At 70.5% G+C, this 16,187-nt stretch carries 16 protein-coding genes; 11 read left to right on the top strand and 5 right to left on the bottom strand.

The genetic code is table 11. The annotated features are described in order from the left end of the window. The 5 genes from O3Q52_RS31275 to O3Q52_RS31255 form a co-directional block, all read left to right on the top strand. On the top strand, positions 1-1,195 hold a 1,195-nt coding region (locus O3Q52_RS31275), incomplete at its 5' end, for an aldehyde dehydrogenase (protein ID WP_269652054.1). A 27-nt stretch (positions 1,196-1,222) separates the two neighbouring features. Further along, a complete protein-coding gene (locus tag O3Q52_RS31270; protein ID WP_269652053.1) occupies positions 1,223-2,830 on the top strand; it encodes an AMP-binding protein in 1,608 nt (535 codons plus the stop codon). A gap of 4 nt (positions 2,831-2,834) precedes the next feature. Next, positions 2,835-3,986, top strand: a complete 1,152-nt coding sequence (locus tag O3Q52_RS31265) for a thiolase family protein (protein WP_269652052.1) — start codon at positions 2,835-2,837, stop codon at positions 3,984-3,986. After that, positions 3,983-4,402 (top strand): Zn-ribbon domain-containing OB-fold protein, encoded by a 420-nt coding sequence (locus O3Q52_RS31260; protein WP_269652051.1) that lies wholly within the window; start codon positions 3,983-3,985, stop codon positions 4,400-4,402. The genes O3Q52_RS31265 and O3Q52_RS31260 overlap by 4 nt, the downstream gene beginning before the upstream one ends. Positions 4,403-4,419: 17 nt before the next feature. Beyond that, a complete protein-coding gene (locus O3Q52_RS31255; RefSeq protein ID WP_269652050.1) occupies positions 4,420-5,169 on the top strand; it encodes a FadR/GntR family transcriptional regulator in 750 nt (249 codons plus the stop codon). 29 nt (positions 5,170-5,198) lie between these two features. Here the strand turns inward: O3Q52_RS31255 and O3Q52_RS31250 are convergent, their stop codons facing one another. From O3Q52_RS31250 to O3Q52_RS31240, 3 genes are read right to left on the bottom strand one after another with little or no spacing between them, the layout of a single operon-like run. After that, the gene (locus O3Q52_RS31250) at positions 5,199-6,221 is read right to left on the bottom strand and encodes an LLM class F420-dependent oxidoreductase (RefSeq protein ID WP_269652049.1); all 1,023 of its coding nucleotides are present in this window, start codon (positions 6,219-6,221) and stop codon (positions 5,199-5,201) included. After that, positions 6,218-7,369 (bottom strand): acyl-CoA dehydrogenase family protein, encoded by a 1,152-nt coding sequence (locus O3Q52_RS31245; RefSeq protein ID WP_269652048.1) that lies wholly within the window; start codon positions 7,367-7,369, stop codon positions 6,218-6,220. Before O3Q52_RS31245 ends, O3Q52_RS31250 begins: the two co-directional genes overlap by 4 nt. A 26-nt stretch (positions 7,370-7,395) precedes the next feature. Then, entirely contained in the window at positions 7,396-8,172 is a 777-nt protein-coding gene (locus tag O3Q52_RS31240; protein ID WP_269652047.1) for an enoyl-CoA hydratase/isomerase family protein, read from the bottom strand. Between the two features lie 126 nt (positions 8,173-8,298). Between O3Q52_RS31240 and O3Q52_RS31235 the strand changes: the two genes are divergently transcribed. Both O3Q52_RS31235 and O3Q52_RS31230 read left to right on the top strand, forming a co-directional pair. Beyond that, positions 8,299-9,165, top strand: a complete 867-nt coding sequence (locus O3Q52_RS31235; RefSeq protein ID WP_269652046.1) for a crotonase/enoyl-CoA hydratase family protein — start codon at positions 8,299-8,301, stop codon at positions 9,163-9,165. A gap of 247 nt (positions 9,166-9,412) precedes the next feature. Continuing rightward, positions 9,413-10,822 (top strand): family 1 glycosylhydrolase, encoded by a 1,410-nt coding sequence (locus O3Q52_RS31230; protein ID WP_269652045.1) that lies wholly within the window; start codon positions 9,413-9,415, stop codon positions 10,820-10,822. On the opposite strand, the gene O3Q52_RS31225 is transcribed toward O3Q52_RS31230, so the two are convergent. Both O3Q52_RS31225 and O3Q52_RS31220 read right to left on the bottom strand, forming a co-directional pair. Then, positions 10,801-11,301 carry a MaoC/PaaZ C-terminal domain-containing protein gene (locus tag O3Q52_RS31225; protein ID WP_269652044.1) on the bottom strand — a complete coding sequence of 167 codons (501 nt, stop codon included), beginning with the start codon at positions 11,299-11,301 and terminating at the stop codon, positions 10,801-10,803. The genes O3Q52_RS31230 and O3Q52_RS31225 overlap by 22 nt on opposite strands. Before the next feature lie 97 nt (positions 11,302-11,398). After that, positions 11,399-12,220 (bottom strand): enoyl-CoA hydratase/isomerase family protein, encoded by an 822-nt coding sequence (locus O3Q52_RS31220; protein WP_269652043.1) that lies wholly within the window; start codon positions 12,218-12,220, stop codon positions 11,399-11,401. 108 nt (positions 12,221-12,328) lie between these two features. On the opposite strand from O3Q52_RS31220, the gene O3Q52_RS31215 reads away from it, so the two are divergent. From O3Q52_RS31215 to O3Q52_RS31200, 4 genes are read left to right on the top strand one after another with little or no spacing between them, the layout of a single operon-like run. Next, a complete protein-coding gene (locus O3Q52_RS31215; RefSeq protein WP_269652042.1) occupies positions 12,329-13,447 on the top strand; it encodes an acyl-CoA dehydrogenase family protein in 1,119 nt (372 codons plus the stop codon). 20 nt (positions 13,448-13,467) lie between these two features. Then, positions 13,468-14,697: an acyl-CoA dehydrogenase family protein gene (locus tag O3Q52_RS31210; RefSeq protein WP_269652041.1), complete on the top strand. Its 1,230-nt coding sequence runs from the start codon at positions 13,468-13,470 to the stop codon at positions 14,695-14,697. Beyond that, entirely contained in the window at positions 14,694-15,242 is a 549-nt protein-coding gene (locus O3Q52_RS31205) for a nuclear transport factor 2 family protein (protein WP_269652040.1), read from the top strand. The genes O3Q52_RS31210 and O3Q52_RS31205 overlap by 4 nt, the downstream gene beginning before the upstream one ends. After that, positions 15,242-16,006, top strand: a complete 765-nt coding sequence (locus O3Q52_RS31200) for an SDR family NAD(P)-dependent oxidoreductase (RefSeq protein ID WP_269652039.1) — start codon at positions 15,242-15,244, stop codon at positions 16,004-16,006. Before O3Q52_RS31205 ends, O3Q52_RS31200 begins: the two co-directional genes overlap by 1 nt. The last annotated feature ends 181 nt before the right edge of the window (positions 16,007-16,187 follow it).

Below are 16,187 nucleotides of genomic sequence, written 5' to 3'. Positions count from 1 at the left end.
CGATCTCGTCTGCCTGCTGGAGAACGGCGTCTGCATCGGCGGTTGGGCTTCGAGCGTCGGACCGCACGCCGCCGAGTGGACCGAGTACTACGCGGGCTGGGCCGACAAGATCGAGGGCATGGTCGGCGCGGCCTACAGCCCGCACGAGAACGTCGAATACACCATCGCCGAACCCTACGGCGTCATCGGTCACATCATCACCTGGAACTCGCCCGCCCTGTCGCTGGCGATGAAGGTCCCGCCGTCGCTCGCCGCCGGGAACACCGTGGTCATCAAACCGGCCGAGTCGACACCGTTCTCCGCGCTGCTCTTCGCCGATCTCGCCCGCGAGGCGGGCATCCCCGACGGCGTGATCAACGTCGTCACCGGGCTCGGTGAGGCGGGCGCCGCCCTGGTGACGCACCCCGGGGTCGACAAGATCTCCTTCACCGGTGGCCCCGCCACCGCGCGCCGCATCATGGCCGACGCCGCACTGAGCCTGAAGCCTGTCGTGTTCGAGCTGGGCGGCAAGTCCGCCAACCTGCTCTTCGCCGACACCGACCTGGACACCGTCGTGCCCTACTGTGCGGCGTTCGCCATGAGCAACTCCGGGCAGGGCTGCGCACTGCCCACCCGGCTGCTGGTCGAGCGGCCGATCTACGACGAGGTCGTCGCGCGTGTCGCCGGGGTCGTGGCTCACCTGCCCGTCGGTGACCCGCTCGACCCGACGACGTACATCGGCCCCCTCATCAACGAAGCCGCCCGCGACCGCGTCCAGGGCGTGATCGACAAGGCCGTCCAGGGAGGCTCGGGCCGGCTCGTGTTCGGCGGTGAACGCATCGACTCCGACGGCTACTTCGTGTCCCCGACGGTCTTCGCGGACGTCGACAACCGCAGCGACCTCGCCCAGCAGGAGATCTTCGGCCCGGTACTGGCCATCACCCCGTTCGACACCGAGGACGAGGCCGTCGCCCTGGCCAACGACAGCGAGTACGGCCTGTCCGCCTACATCCAGTCCCGTGACATCGCGCGCGTCAACCGCCTGGTGCCGCGCCTGAGGGCCGGCACGGTCTACGTCAACCCCGGGCCGAATCCCATCACTTCGCCCGCCACGCCCTTCGGTGGCGTCGGCCTCAGTGGGTTCGGGCGGGAAGGCGGCAAGGCCGGCCTGGAGGAGTTCATCAACGTCAAGGGTGTCGGCATCGGCCGCGTCTGACCCTCACCTTCCGAAGCCTTTGGAGCCATGAGCATGCATTCCGCCCGCCGCCTGACGCTCGGCGACATCATCCGCGAGCACCGAAGGTCCTTCCCCGACGGCGTCGCCCTCGTGGACGGCGAAGTCCGGCTGACCTGGCCCGAGTTGGACGAGCGCACCAACCGGCTCGCCCACGCCCTCACGGATGCCGGGGTCGGCCCGGGCGACCGCATCCTGTGGCTGGGACAGAACTCCTTCCGGATCTGGGAGCTGCTCGGAGCCGCCGCAAAGGTCGGCGCCATGGTCTGTCCCGGGTACTGGCGGTGGGCGGCTCCGGAAATGGCCTTCGCGGTCGAGGACTTCGACCCCAAGGTCGTCGTCTGGCAGGACGAGGAGATCGGCGACACGGTGGGCAAGGCGCGAGCCGAACTGGGCAGCGACCACCGGGCGTTGTGGCTGCGGCATGACATCAAGGGCGCTTCAGGCGCCGCGAGCGCTGCGGGACCCGACTCCTACGAGTCCTTCCTGGCCTCCGGGTCGCCCGAGGACCCGTCCGTCGATGTCGACCCGGACTCCGCGCTCCTGGTCATCTACACCGCCGCGATCACCGGACGGCAGTCCGGCTCGATGCTCTCGCACCGCAACCTGCTCGCCATGGGTACGAGCAGCGCCTGGATGGGCGACATCGGCCGGGAGACCGCCTTCCTCGGCGCCGGACCGATGTTCCACATCGGCAACTACCAGTTCTGGGGCGTCCCGGCCTTCGTCCACGGCGGCAAGAACGTCATCGTCCGCCGCGTGATCGCCGAGGAACTGCTCCCGCTGCTGGCGGCGGAGCAGTGCACCCACGCGTATCTGATGCCCCCGACCATCGCGCAGCTCGTCACCCTGAACCGCGAGGCAGGCCACGACCTCTCCCATCTGCGGGCCAGTGTCGCCGCACCCCTGTGGCAGGGCACCGTGCCCACGGACCAGAGCCGCTTCACCCGCAACGGCGGTGGCGAAGGCCGCGGTTATGGGCAGACGGAGGTGACCGGGTTCGCCGTGACCGGCGCCCATGGCGGCTCGGGCGCAGGCAACGCGGGACGACCGGGACCCTTCAGTGCCGTGCGCATCCTGGACAGCGCCGGCAAGGAGTGCGCGATCGGTGAGGCCGGCGAGATCTGCGTCCGCGGCGACCTCGTGCACCTCGGCTACTGGAACCGCCCGGAGATCAACGAGGAGCGCTTCCGCTTCGGCTGGTGGCACACCACCGACCTCGGACGGCGTGAGCCCGACGGCACGATCAGCTTCCTCGGGACGACGACCCGCATGCTCAAGTCGGCTGCCGAGAACATCTTCCCCGCCGAGGTGGAGAACTGCGTCGAGTCCCATCCCGCGGTGAAGGAGGCCGCCGTGATCGGCGTGCCCAACGAACGCTGGGCCCAGGACGTCAAGGCGGTCGTCGTGCTCCACCAGGACGCCGACGGGGTCACGGCAGCGGACATCGTCGAGCACTGCCGGTCGCGCATCGCCTCGTACAAGAAGCCGAAGACGGTGGAGTTCGTCGAGGCCCTGCCCCGCACCAAGGACTTCGCCAAGGACTACGAGGCACTCGACGAGCGGTTCGGCGGTGGCGGCTATCCCGGCGGCGACACGCTGGGCGCGGGACGGTGACCCCGTGAACGACCGCGTGCCCGTGGTGGCCGGCATCCACGCCACCGAACAGGCGCTGAGCCTCCCCGACCGTGATGCCATGGACCTCGCCCTCGACGCGGTGTCCGGAGCGATCGCCGACGCCGGGCTGACTCCGGCGGACGTCGACGGCGCACAGGTCGACTGGCCAGGTCCCGGCGGCGTACCCGGCGAGGGCAGCTCATGGGCGCGCATGCTCGGCCGGGACCTTCGCTGGACCAGCGACTCGATGCTCGACAACGCGGGCTCCCGGGGCCTGCTGAAAGCGGCGGCGGCCGTACGGGCCGGACTCGCGGACACCGTCGTGGTCGGCGGCTGCAAGCTGGTCGCGCGCGGGGCAGGTCCCGTCGGGGCCGGTGTACCGCTGGAGTTCGCCGATGTGTGGGGCAGCTACGTGGTCGCGCAGTTCGCGCTGGTCGCGGCACGGCACATGCACGAATACGGGACCACGGCCCGCCAGTTGGCCGAGGTCGCGGCGACGATCCGCAACAACGGCACGACCAACCCCGAGGCGATGATGTACGGCCGCGGCCCGTACACCGCCGACGACGTGCTCGCCTCCCGCATGGTCGCCACACCCTTCCACCTGCTGGACTGCTGCATCGTCGGCGAAGGGGGCGCCGCACTCGTGGTGACCACCGCCGAACGGGCCCGTGACCTGCCCCACCCGCCCGTCGCCGTACTCGGCGGAGGCATGGAGTACCACCAGGCCGCGTACGCCAATCCGGCGCTGCACCGGGAGGTCGGGCAGCTGGGCCGTGACGCCGCCTCCCGCGCCTACGCGATGGCCGGCATCGGCCCGCACGACGTGGACGTGTTCTCCCTCTACGACCCCAACTCCTTCGAGATCATCAGGCAGTTGGAGATCCTCGGCCTGTGCGGCGAGGGGGAGGGCGGACCGCTGGCAGCCAGTGGCGCCGTCGCCGTCGGCGGCAAGCATCCCGTCAATCCGGACGGCGGCTGCCTGGCATACGCGTGGAACGGGACACAGCAGATGACGCTCAAGGTCGTCGAGGCCGTACGCCAGTTGCGCGGCAGCGCGGTGCACCAGGTCGAGGGCGCGGAGCTGGCGGTCGTCGGCAACGCCGGATCCGGGGCGCAGCACTACGAGATGAGCGTGCTGGGGAGGACCCGATGAGCCGGCCCGTACCCGTCCCCACCCCGCTGTCCCGGCCGTTCTGGGACGCGGCCGGGCGCGGAGACCTGGTCGTGCCCCGCTGCACGAGCTGCGGCCTGCGCTTCTTCGTGCCCGAACCCGCGTGCCCCGGCTGTATGTCCCGGGACTGGCGGTACGTGCCCAGCGCGGGACGCGGGGCCGTCTACTCGGTGACCGTCGTCCACCGGGCGCCCGGCCCCGGCTTCGACACACCCTTCGCGCTCGCCGTGATCGACCTCGACGACGGCGCCACCCTGCTCTCGCACGTCGACGCCGGCGATCCGGACGACGTCGTCATCGGTATGCGCGTACGCGTGGACTTCCGTGCCTTCACGGACGAGATCACGCTCCCGTATTTCGTGCCGGACACAAGACACGAGCGACTGACAACCGAATGAGCGTGGAGGTGGGCGCGGTGACGAACACGCCGGTACGGGTTCCCAAGATGGCCGAGCTGGTGGCGGCACAACTGCGCCGCAAGATCGTGCGCGGGGAGCTGACGGAGGGGGAGGCTCTGCCGGCCGAGACGGCGTTGATGGAGGAGTTCGCCGTCTCCAGGCCGACGCTGCGCGAGGCGTTCCGGGTACTGGAGTCGGAGTCGCTGATCAGCGTGCGCAGGGGAGCCAGGGGCGGGGCCCGCGTGCAGATCCCCGAGGGCACCGTCGCCGCCCGCTACGCCGGGGTGGTCCTCGAATACCGGGGCACGACCCTCAAGGACGTCTACGACGCCCGTACGGTCATCGAGGCGCCGTGCGCCGGGCTGCTCGCCGAGCGTCGCACGGACGAGAACCTGGAGCGGCTGCGGGCCGCCGTCACCGAGGCCGAAGCGCTGATGGACGACCCGTCGGCCTTCATCCGCGCCCACATGGAGTTCCACGCGCTCGTCGTCGAACTCGCGGGCAACGAGACGCTGAGCGTCCTCAACGGCATGGTCCGGCACATCATCGACCAGGCCAACTGGTCCCACGTCGACCTCGACGCGGGCAGCCCCGAGAACGTACGGGCCAATCGCCGCGGCTTCCGCGCCCACGGCGCGCTCGTCGAGCTGGTGGCCGCCCGCCGGGCCGAGGCCGCCGAGGAGCTGTGGCGCGTCCACCTCCAGGAGGCCGAGGACTACCTGCTCCAGAGCAGGTCCATGACGACGGTCCTGGACCTGCTCGGCTGACCCGACGGTGACCGACTGACAGGCAGCCGTCAGGTGCCGTGCAGTTCCTGCACGATCGGCTCCCAGACCTCGGCGTCGATCTCGTACGCGGTGTAGAAGGACACCCGGTCGACCAGTGACCCGTACCGGCAGCGGATCTCGGCCGCCACGTGCTGCGGCTCGGCCACCACGGCGAAGGTGTGCAGTACGTCGTCGTCGACGAGTCGGCCCATCGCCTCCCACTTGTCGTCGCGGTCCGACTTCGACAACGCGTTGAGCTCGTCGCCGAGTTCGCCCCAGCCGTGCAGCTCCAGGACACCGCGGTAGGCGGGGGTGCTGCCGTAGAACGCGATCTGGCGCCGGGTGCCGTCCACCGCGCGGGCCAACTCCTCCTCGGTGCGCCCGGTCGCGGTCAGCAGCAGATGGGAGACGGAGAAGTCGCCGCGCGCACGGCCCGACTTCGCCAGCCCGGCCTCGACGGTCGGCAGAGTGACCTCCCGCAGATACCGCTCGGTGGTGAAGCCGTGCGCGAGGAGTCCGTCCGCCACCTCGCCCGCCACCCGGGTCATCGCCTCCCCGACGGCGGCCACGAAGACCTGGGGCGCGCCTCCGGGAGCGGGCGGGGGAGAGAAGAACGGGGACATCAGCGTGTGCGTGTAGAAGTCGCCGCGGAAGTCGAGCTTCTCGCCCTCGTTCCAGGCAGCCCAGATGGCGCGCAGCGCGCTCACGTACTCCCGCATCCGGGCCGCGGGCCGGCTCCACGGCATGGCGAAGCGCCGCTCGATGTGCGGCTTGATCTGGCTGCCGAGGCCCAGCACGAACCGTCCGCCGGAATAGGTCTGCAAGTCGTGGGCGGTGTAGGCGAGTTGCATGGGCGAGCGGGCGAAGGCCACCGCGATGGCCGTACCGACCTCAAGCCGGTCGGTGTGCTCGGCCGCGAGCAGCAGCGGCAGGAACGGGTCGTGCTTGGACTCCGAGGCCCACAGGCCGTCGTAGCCCGCCTGCTCGTGGTGCCGGGCCTCCTCGACCACCTCGGCGGTGCGCCACACGTTGAGCTTCCCGTCGACCTTCATACCGCTCCTCCGACCGCGTTCGTGCTGCTGTCCATGCCGATGCGCTGTGCGAGCAGTTCCCGGTGGTACGTCGGATCGCCGAACAGCAGTTGTGATGTCTTGGCCCGCTTCAGATAGAGGTGGGCCGGGTGCTCCCAGGTGAATCCGATGCCTCCGTGGACCTGGATGTTCTGTTCCGTCGCCTGCAGACAGGCGTCGGAGCAGAACGTCTTTGCCAGGCTTGCCACGGCGGGCAGTTCCGGGTCCTCGTTCTCGGCCGCGAGCAGCGCGTAGTGCGCGGCGGCGCGGGCCGACTCCACCTCCAGCAGGACGTCCGCCAGGAGGTGCTTGACGGCCTGGAACGAGCCGATGGGCCGCCCGAACTGGTGCCGCACCTTGGCGTACTCCACCGCCATGTCGAGCGCGCGGGAGGCCACTCCGACCTGCTCGGCGGCCAGCGCCACCGCGGCCCGGTCGAGTACGCCCGACACCAGGTCCCAGCCGTCACCGCCGCTCGTACGGAGCCGGGTCGCCGGTACGTCCTGGTAGTCGAGGCGTGCCTGCCTGCGCGTGGGGTCCATCGTGGGCAAAGGCTCACGGGTCAGCCCGGCCGCGTCGCCGTCCACCCAGAACACGCCGATGCCTTCACCGGTACGGGCCACGGTGAGGACGACATCGGCGGCGGCGCCGTCGAGCACGAACATCTTGTGCCCGGTCAGCAGCCAACTCCCCGCCGACTCATGGGCGGTGAGCCGGATTCCCTCGGAGTCCCAGCGGACGGAGTCCTCGGTGAGGGCCAGCGTTCCGACCAACTCGCCGGAGGCCAGGCCAGGCAGCAGCCGCTTGCGGGCGTCCTCGTCGTCGCAGCGCAGCAGCGTGGTGGTCGCCAGTACGGCCGAGGCGAGGAACGGCGCGCACAGCAGAGCCCGCCCCAACTCCTCCATGACGACGCCGACTTCGACCGGCCCGCATCCCGCACCGCCGTACTCCTCGGGGACGGCCAGGCCTTGGAGGCCGAGCTCCGTTCCCATACGGCGCCACAGTGCCCGGTCGAAGCCCTCAGGGGTCTCCATCAGGCGCCGAACCTCGGTCTCGGGGGAGGTGTCCGCGAGGAACGCCCTTACCGTGCGCCGCAGTTCCTCCTGCTCATCGCTGAACGCGAAGTCCACCCGACTGCTCCTTTCCGGCTTCTCGCTCAGCGCCGGCCGCGCGACGCGATGATCTTCTCCACGACGGCGATGTGATCCGGGTCGTGCATGGTGTCCCGCTCGGCGAGCAGGGCAGGTTCCAGCACGGAGTCCATGGCCTGCTCGAGATGTAGGTTCACCGCCCGCTTGGTCTCGCGCAGCGCCCGCGCGGGCAGAGCGGCCAGCCGCCTGGCCAGGTCCATGGCCTCGTCCAGCAGCTTGTCCTTCGGCACGACGCGGTTGGCGATGCCCAGCCGGACGGCCTCCTCGGCGACGATCCGGTCGCCGAGGAACAGCAGTTCCTTCGCCCGGGTCAGACCGACCAGCAGCGGCAGGACGAGTGCTCCGCCGTCGCCCGCGACCAGCCCGACCTGGACGTGCGGATCGCTGATGTAGGCGTCGTCGGCGATCAGTACGAGGTCGCTCAGCAGGGCAAGGCTGCAGCCGAGGCCCACGGCGGGCCCGTTGACCGCCGCGATCACCGGCAGCGGGCAGCGGACCATGCCGGTGATGATCCGCCGTGCCTCGTCGACGTTCCGCTCCCGGAAAGCCGGGTCGCGCTGGACCCGGGTCATGATGTCGAAGTTGCCCCCGGCGCTGAACGCCCGGCCGCGACCGGTGAGTACGACCACTCGTGCCTCGGGATCGTCGGCGAGTGTGTCCCACACCGACGCGAGACCGGAGTGCAGCTCCTCGCTCATCGAGTTGAGCTGTTCCGGCCGGTTCAGCTCGATCAGCCGGACCGCCCCGTGGGAGGTCACCACCAGATCCGCCGGTTCAGTCATGTCCACACCGCCGCAATCCATCAATGAGTCAGTAGAGTGTAATGCTATAACTAATTAAGCTAACTGGGAACCGGTCGCAGAGTGACGAGGCCGGCCGCGAGGCGACGAGGCTGACGGAGGACGCGTATGCCGGAGCAGGAGTACGAGACCGTGCGGGCCGAGGTGACGGACCGGATTCTCACGGTCACCCTCAACCGGCCGGCGAAGCTGAACGCCTTCAATCCGCAGATGATGCGCGACCTGCTGGACGTCCTGGACGCGGCCGACGCCGACGACGAGGTGCGCGTGGTGGTGGTGACCGGAGCCGGCCGTGGCTTCTGCGCGGGCGCCGACGTCAGCTCCGGCGGCTCGTCCTTCGACCGTCGCAGGGCGGGCGCCTGGCACCGGGACACCGGCGGCCGGGTCGCGCTGCGGATCTACTCCAGCAACAAGCCGGTGATCGCGGCGATCAACGGTCCGGCGGCGGGCGTCGGGGCCAGCATGACCCTGCCCATGGACATCCGGCTGGCGTCGACCTCGGCCAAGTTCGGCTTCGTCTTCGCGCGCCGTGGCATCGTGCCGGAGTCCGCCGCGAGCTGGTTCCTGCCGCGGGCCGTCGGTATGCAGCGGGCCATGGAGTGGGTGGCGACCGGCCGAGTCTTCGGCCCCGACGAGGCCCTCTCCGCCGGGCTGGTCCGCTCCGTCCACTCGCCGGAGGAACTGCTGCCGGCGGCGTACGAACTCGCCCGTGAGATCGCCGAGAACACCTCGGCGATCTCGGTCGCCCTGTCGCGCCAGATGATGTGGCGGATGCTCGGCGAGTCCCACCCGATGGCCGCGCACCGCCTCGACTCGCGGATCATGAGCCAGATCGGCGGCGGCCCGGACCCGGTCGAGGGCGTCGAGTCGTTCCTCGCCAAGCGGCCGCCCGAGTTCCCCGGCCGGGTCAGCAAGGACATGCCGGCCGTCCACCCCTGGTGGCAGGAGGAGGAGTTCCGGCCCTTCGGGGAGTAGCCCCGATCCTCGACGATCCCCGACCGGATCATGGCCGAAACGCCACCCTGCCCAACGGTCCGGGACGGCCACGAGATCATCGATACCGGCCTCGACAAGCTCGACAAGGGCCGAGCGCTCGTCCGTCGGCGCCTTACGAATTGATGAGATCTGTCCGAAACATTGTCGTAGTTTCCCCGAAGTGTTAGCGTCCGCACGGCGTTCATTCAGTTGAATGCGTTAAACCATTACGCCCCGGACGGTGACCATGAGTGATGGTTTCCTGTACGAATCGTTCCGTGGTGTCGACTGGGGAGTCGCCACCGCGGACACCATCGCGGCCCCGCCGCCGCCCCCGCCGGAGCGCGGCGGGCACTTCCGGCAGTGGACCGGCGACATCCGGCAACTGGTCGGTGTCACTCCCGACGCGCACCGGATGGTGGCCGGCTGGCCACGGCTGCAGCCCGACGGCCCCGGCGTCTGGGACCGGCAGGCCCTGGACCGCTGCGACCGCGCCCTCGACTCGCTGCTCGAACTCGGTCTGAAGCCCGGCCTGACGCTGCTCGACCGGTCACTGCCGCCCTGGCTGGAGGCTTCCGGCGGCTGGCTGGCCCGTGACACCGCGGAGCACTTCGCCGCCTTCGCCGCTGAGCTGGGCCGTCGTTTCGGTGACCGCGTGACGCGCTGGATCACCTCCACCGACCTGGCCGGGCCCACCCTCGCCGACCATGTGGCCGGGATGTACACACCGGGCCGGGGAATCGGCCGCGCGGGCCTGTCCACGGTCCATCACATCCTGCTCGCCAACGGACTCGCGACCCAGGCACTCAGGGCGGCCGGCGCGAGCGGCCGCATCGGCACCACGGTCACCCTCGTCGGCGGCTACCCGGCCACCGACGACCCCTTCGACCGCCTCGCCCTGGAACGCCTGGAGAGCTGGACCAACCGCCTCTTCCTGGACCCCATGCTGCTCGGCGAGCACATGGTGACCGAGGACGACGTCTCACCGGTCGAGGCCACCGGCTGCGTACACCCCGGCGACCTGGAGATCATCGCCACCGCCCAGGACATGCTGGGCCTCTCCTGGCACACGCCCTTCCGCGTCACCGCACCGGAGAACCTGCCCCACGTACTGCCGGCCGACAAGTGCCTGGGCACCCTCAACGAAGTCAACCGCCTGCTCGTCGGCCTCGGCTTCGCGATCACCCCGTTCGACGACGTGGAGACGACTGCGTACGGCTGGCCCCTCATTCCTGAGGCGCTCGCCGACGCCGTCGCGGACCTCCACGACCTGTACGGGGAGCTTCTCCCCTCGTTGTCCGTCATCGACAACGGCATGGGCGATCTGGACCTGGTCGACGAGACGGGGCACAGCGACGACGCTCGGCGCAGGGCACTGCTGCGCGCCAGGCTCTCCTGGCTGGGCCGGGTGATCGCACGCGGTGTGCCCGTCTGCGGCTACGAGTACTGGTCGGTGCTCGACAACCTGGAGGCGAAGTTCCGCTACACCCGCCTTTACGCGATGGCGGTCCCGGACCACGAGCCCCCGCCGCGTCCGCCGATGCCCTCGGACTGGGTGCGTGGAGGGGCGTTCGCGAGCCCGGTCCCGTCCGGTGCCGCGGCCGGCCTGACGCTGGTGCCGACCGGGCCCCGGGCTCAGAGCGTCGGAGCCCCGTAGTCCCTGCCCCGGATCAGTCGCACCGGGGTGTAGACGAGCACGTCCTCGTCCCGCTGGTTGCGTACGGTGATCCGGCTGGTCACCACGCCCCGGCCGGGCTTGCTGGAGGGGCGGGAGTCCGTGGTCTCCACGACGGCGTACAGCGTGTCGCCGACGTACACCGGTCCCTGCACCGTCAGCTCCATGTGCAGGAAGGCCAGGCCCGTACCGTGCAGCACGTTCGTCTGGAGTACGAGTCCCTCGGCGATGCAGTATGTCAGCGCCCCCGGGACCAGCCGGCCCGTGTAGCCGCCGTCCGCGGCGTGCGAGGCGTCCCAGAAGAGCGGCTCGTTGAAGCCGCCCCAGGTGATGAAGTTGACCAGGTCCGTCTCGGTGACAGTGCGGCGGGCGGTCCGGAAGACCTGGCCCTTCGGCATTTCCTCGTACGTCATTCCCTTGACCAGCGGTGGGATCTCGGTGGCGGTGTGCTCCGAAGTCATGGCGGCTCCTCAGGCATTCGTGGCGTTCGCAGGCGTCTGCGGGTGTCAGTGGGTGTCAGCCGGTGTCTCTGGGCGTCGGTCGGTGGGCGTCCGTCGGTCAGAGGTCGATCGGGTGCTTGTCCGCCACGCCCTCGAAGTCCGGGGCGCGCTTCTCGCGATGGGCGGCCAGCCCTTCGACGACCTCGTGCCCGCCGAACCCGAAGAACTCCAGACCCAGCGAGGCCTCGAAGATCGGCTGAGCGGTGCGGTACCAGTGGTTGAGGGACCGCTTGGTCCAGCTGACGGCGCTGGCGGGCCCGGCGGCCAGGGCGGTCGCCACACGCAGACCCTCCGGGTGTACGTCCTCGTCGTCCACGCACTTCGACACCAGGCCGATGCGCTCGGCCTCCTCGCCGGTGAGCGTCTCGCAGGTCAGCAGGTAGTACTTGGCCTTGGCCATGCCGCACAGCAGCGGCCAGCAGATGGCGGCGTGATCACCGGCGGCGACCCCGAGGCGCGTGTGCCCGTCGACGATCTTCGCCCTGCGCCCGGCGATGGAGATGTCCGCCAGCATGCCGACGACCAGCCCGGCGCCGACCGCCGGGCCGTGAATCGCGGAGACCACCGGCTTGGAGCAGTTGATCACCCCGTACACCATGTCCCGTGCCTCGCGCATGACCCGGGCCCGCACCGCGTAGTCCCCGGTCATGGCCTCGATGGAGTCGAAGGTCCCGCCGGCCGAGAACGCCTTGCCCGCTCCCTGGACCAGCACCGCACGCGTCTGTTCGTCACGGTCCACGACAGGCCACACATCGGCGAGCTCACCGTGCATCCGAGGATCCACGGCGTTGAGGTTCGGGGCGTCGAGCACGATACGGAGCACGCCGGACGCGGGCCGCTCGAACGTCAGGCTCGTGAACTGGTCGTAGAGATCGGTCACGTCGCGCTCCTGGTGTATTCAGTGCGGATACTATAATTATCTAACTGTATCGAGGAGTGGCTAGCAAGCAGGCGGCAACCGCTTCGCACCGAGGACGGGAAGCGCGGCATGGATCTCACCTTCAGCGTGGAACAGGACGAACTGCGCAAGGTCGTACGGTCGTTCCTCACCAAGCACGCCACGGAGGCCGACGTGCGCCGCCTGGCCGCGGACCCGACCGGGTACGACCCGGTCGTCTGGCGGCGGATGGCCACGGAGATCGGCCTGCAGGGACTCGCCGTGCCGGAGAAGTACGGCGGCTCGGGCTTCGGCTACGTCGACCTCGGTGTCGTCTTCGAGGAGACGGGCCGCGCGCTGCTGTGCGCGCCGTACTTCGCCACCGTCGCCCTGGCCGCCGAGACGCTGCTGCGCTGCGACGACGAGAGGGCCCGCGGCGATCTTCTTCCCGGTATCGCGTCCGGCGAGACCGTGGCCACGCTCGCGCTCACCGAGGAGAGCGGCCGGTGGGACGAGGCGGGCATCCGGCTCAGCGCCCATGACGAGGCGGGCGGTTGGCGGCTGACCGGCGTGAAGACGTACGTCCTCGACGGACACCTCGCCGACCTGCTCCTGGTCGCCGCCCGCACCCCCTCCGGCATCAGCCTCTTCGGCGTCGCGGCGGAAGCACCGGGCCTCGCTCGTACGCCCCTGCCGACGCTCGACCAGACACGCAAGCAGGCCCGGGTGGAGTTCACGAAAACGCCGGCCCGCCTGTTGGGCCCCGAAGGATCGGCCTGGCCGGCCCTCGAACGCACCCTCGCCACAGCCTCCGTACTGCTGGCCGTCGAACAGGTCGGGGGAGCGGGCGCCGCGCTGGACGCCGCCGTGGAGTACGCCAGGATCCGCGAGCAGTACGGACGGCCCATCGGCTCGTTCCAGGGGATCAAGCACAAGTGCGCCGACATGCTCGTGGAGATCGAGTCCGCCCGCTCGGCCGCCTACGGCGGACTGTGGGCGCTCGGCGCGGGCGACGAGGCGGAGACCGCGATCTCGGCGGCCGTTGCCCAGGCGTTCTGCTCGGAGGCCTTCACGAAGGTGGCCGGCGACAACATCCAGGTCCACGGCGGCATCGGCTTCACCTGGGAGCACCCCGCGCACCTGTACCTCAAGCGGGCCAAGAGCTCCGAGGTGCTGCTCGGCACGCCGTCGTACCACCGGGAGCTGCTCGCCGCCCGGCTCGGCATCTGATCACCGGCAAAGGAGCTGGCATGGAGCTGGACTTCGGACCCGCGGTACGCGACTTCCGCGACGAGCTGCGGGACTGGCTGGCCGAACACCTCGTGGGGGAGTTCGCCGAGCACCGGGGCGTGGGCGGCCCCACCGACGGGGCGGCCTGGGAGGTCCGCCTCGCCTGGGACCGCGAGCTGGCGGCCGGGAACTGGCTGGGGGTCGGCTGGCCGCAGGAGTACGGCGGACGGGGGCTCGGGCTCCTTGAGGAGATCGTCTTCGAGTACGAGTACGCCCGCGCGAACGCCCCCTACCGGGCCACCGGCAACGCCCTCGACCTGCTCGGCCCGATGCTCCTGAAGATGGGCAGCGAGGCGCAGCGGAAACGCTTCCTGCCGCCGATCCTCTCCGTCGAGGAACTCTGGGGCCAGGGCTTCAGCGAACCGGGCGCCGGCTCCGATCTGGCCTCCGTGCGCACGAGGGCCGAGCGCGACTACGGGAGCACGTCCTTCGAGGGCACCTCCCGCCCGACCGGAGTCGAGAGCGGGGGCGAGTGGGTGGTCAACGGGCAGAAGGTGTGGACCTCCTTCGGTATCCACGCCGACTGGCTCTACGTCCTCACCCGCACCGACCCCGACTCCCGGCGGCACAAGGGACTGACGATGCTGCTCGTCCCGGCCGACCAGCCGGGCGTGGAGATCCGGCCCATCCGCAACCTCGCGGGCCAGGACGAGTTCGCCGAGGTCTTCCTCTCCGACGCACGCACCGACGCCGACATGGTCGTGGGCGAGGTCGGCCAGGGCTGGCGCACGGCGATGGCCACCCTCGGCATCGAACGCGGCACCACCCTGCTGCCCCAGCAGCTCACCTTCGAGCGGGAGGCCGAGGCCCTGATCGGCCTGGCCCGCGAGCGGGGCGCGCTCGACGACCCGATGCTGCGCCGCCGGATCGTGGACGCCTGGATCTCCGTACGCATCATGCGCACCACCAACCTGCGGACCATCGCCGAACTGACCGCGGGCCGCCCGCCGGGACCGCAGGCCACCACGGCCAAGCTGTACGCCTCGACCCGGCACCAGCAACTCGGCCATCTGGCCATGGAGTTGGCCGGCCCCGCCGGGCAGATCGTCGGCGAGGACTACGGCCTGGACACCCGGCAGCGCTCCTTCCTGCTGTCGCTCGCGGAGACGATCTACGGCGGGTCGAGCGAGATCCAGCGCAACATCATCGGGGAACAGGTCCTCGGCCTGCCGAAGGAGCCCCGGCCATGAGCGACGCCGCGGATCAGCAACTGCAGGGTGCGGGACGGTCCTTGGAGGACCGCATCGACCGCGTCGAGTCGCACCTCGCCATCGAGCAACTGCCCATCCGCTACGCGCTCGCCGTGGACGCCCGAGACCTCGACGCCTGGGCCTGCTGCTTCCGGCCGGACGTGGAGATGGGGCGGCACGGCCGGGGCCGCGAAGCGCTGCGGGCGTACATCGAGCCTCTCGTCCGGGGCTTCCGCCGGTCGGTGCACCAGATCTGCGGCCACCGCATCGAGTTCGCCGACCGCGACACGGCGACCGGTGCCGTCTACTGCCGCGCCGAGCACGAGGTGGGGGACCGGTGGATCGTGATGGCGATCTGCTACCGGGACGACTACGCGCGCGTGGACGGCGAGTGGTACTTCTCCCGCCGCCGCGAGCAGCACTGGTACGCGGCCGACGTGACCGAGCGTCCTCAGGCCGTGGGCTTCAACGGCTGGGAGGGGTCCGGAGAACCGGCGCTGCCGGACGCCTTTCCCTCATGGGCGCCCTTCTGGAAGGACATGTGATGCAGCGAGGCACACGGCTGGCCGGGAAGACGGCTCTCGTCACCGGCGGAGGACAGGGGGTCGGCCGCGGTATCGCGCTCGCGCTGGCCGCCGAGGGGGCGGCCGTGGTGATCACCGGCCGTACCGAGGAGAAGCTGAAGGACACCGCCGGGGAGATCGCCGAGCGTGGCGGCAGGGCGCACCTCGTGGTCGGCGATGTGGGCGAGCGCGGCGACGTCGACCGCATGGTGGCCGAGACGGTACGGGAGTTCGGCGGGCTCGACGTGCTCGTCAACAACGCCCAGTCCTCGGTCCAGCGCCGGCTGGAGAAGACGTCGTACGAGGACGTCGAACTCACCTATCGCAGCGGGCCGTTGGCCGTGTTCCATGCGATGCAGGCGGCCCTGCCCCACCTCAGGGACAGCCGCGGGAGCGTCGTGAATCTCGGCTCCTCGGCCGCCGTGCAGGGAGAAGTGACCTTCGCGGCCTACGCGATGGCCAAGGAGGCGATCCGGGGGCTGACCCGGGTTGCCGCGAGGGAGTGGGGTGCGTACGGGATCCGCGTGAACGTCGTCTGCCCCGCCGCGCTCAGTCCGGCGGCGGAGGAGTACCTGGCCGCGCACCCGCAGAAGGCGTCGGAGCTCGCCCACGAGATTCCGTTGGGCCGGCTCGGAGCCCCGGAGGCGGACATCGGCCGCGCGGTGGCCGCACTCGTCAGCGACGACATGGTGTATCTGACCGGGGCGACGCTGATGCTGGAGGGGGGCCGGACGTTGATCGGGTGACCGGTGCGTCCGGCAGGGCCTCTTTCGCCCCCGCCGCCCCTACCCATTCCCGTCCCTTCTGGGGGCTGCGCCCCCCAGACCCCCGCTATCGGCCTGAACGACCTCGTCCTCAAACGCCGGACGGGCTGGGTACTTCAGCCCCTCCGGCGTTTCAGGAGCGGGGGTTCGGGGGCTGGCCCCC

It is taken from the genome of Streptomyces sp. ActVer (genome assembly GCF_027270795.1).
Lineage (GTDB): Bacteria > Actinomycetota > Actinomycetes > Streptomycetales > Streptomycetaceae > Streptomyces > Streptomyces umbrinus_A.
The sequence above is the reverse complement of the archived record's forward strand: the minus strand, read 5'-3'. Positions and strand labels throughout refer to the sequence as shown.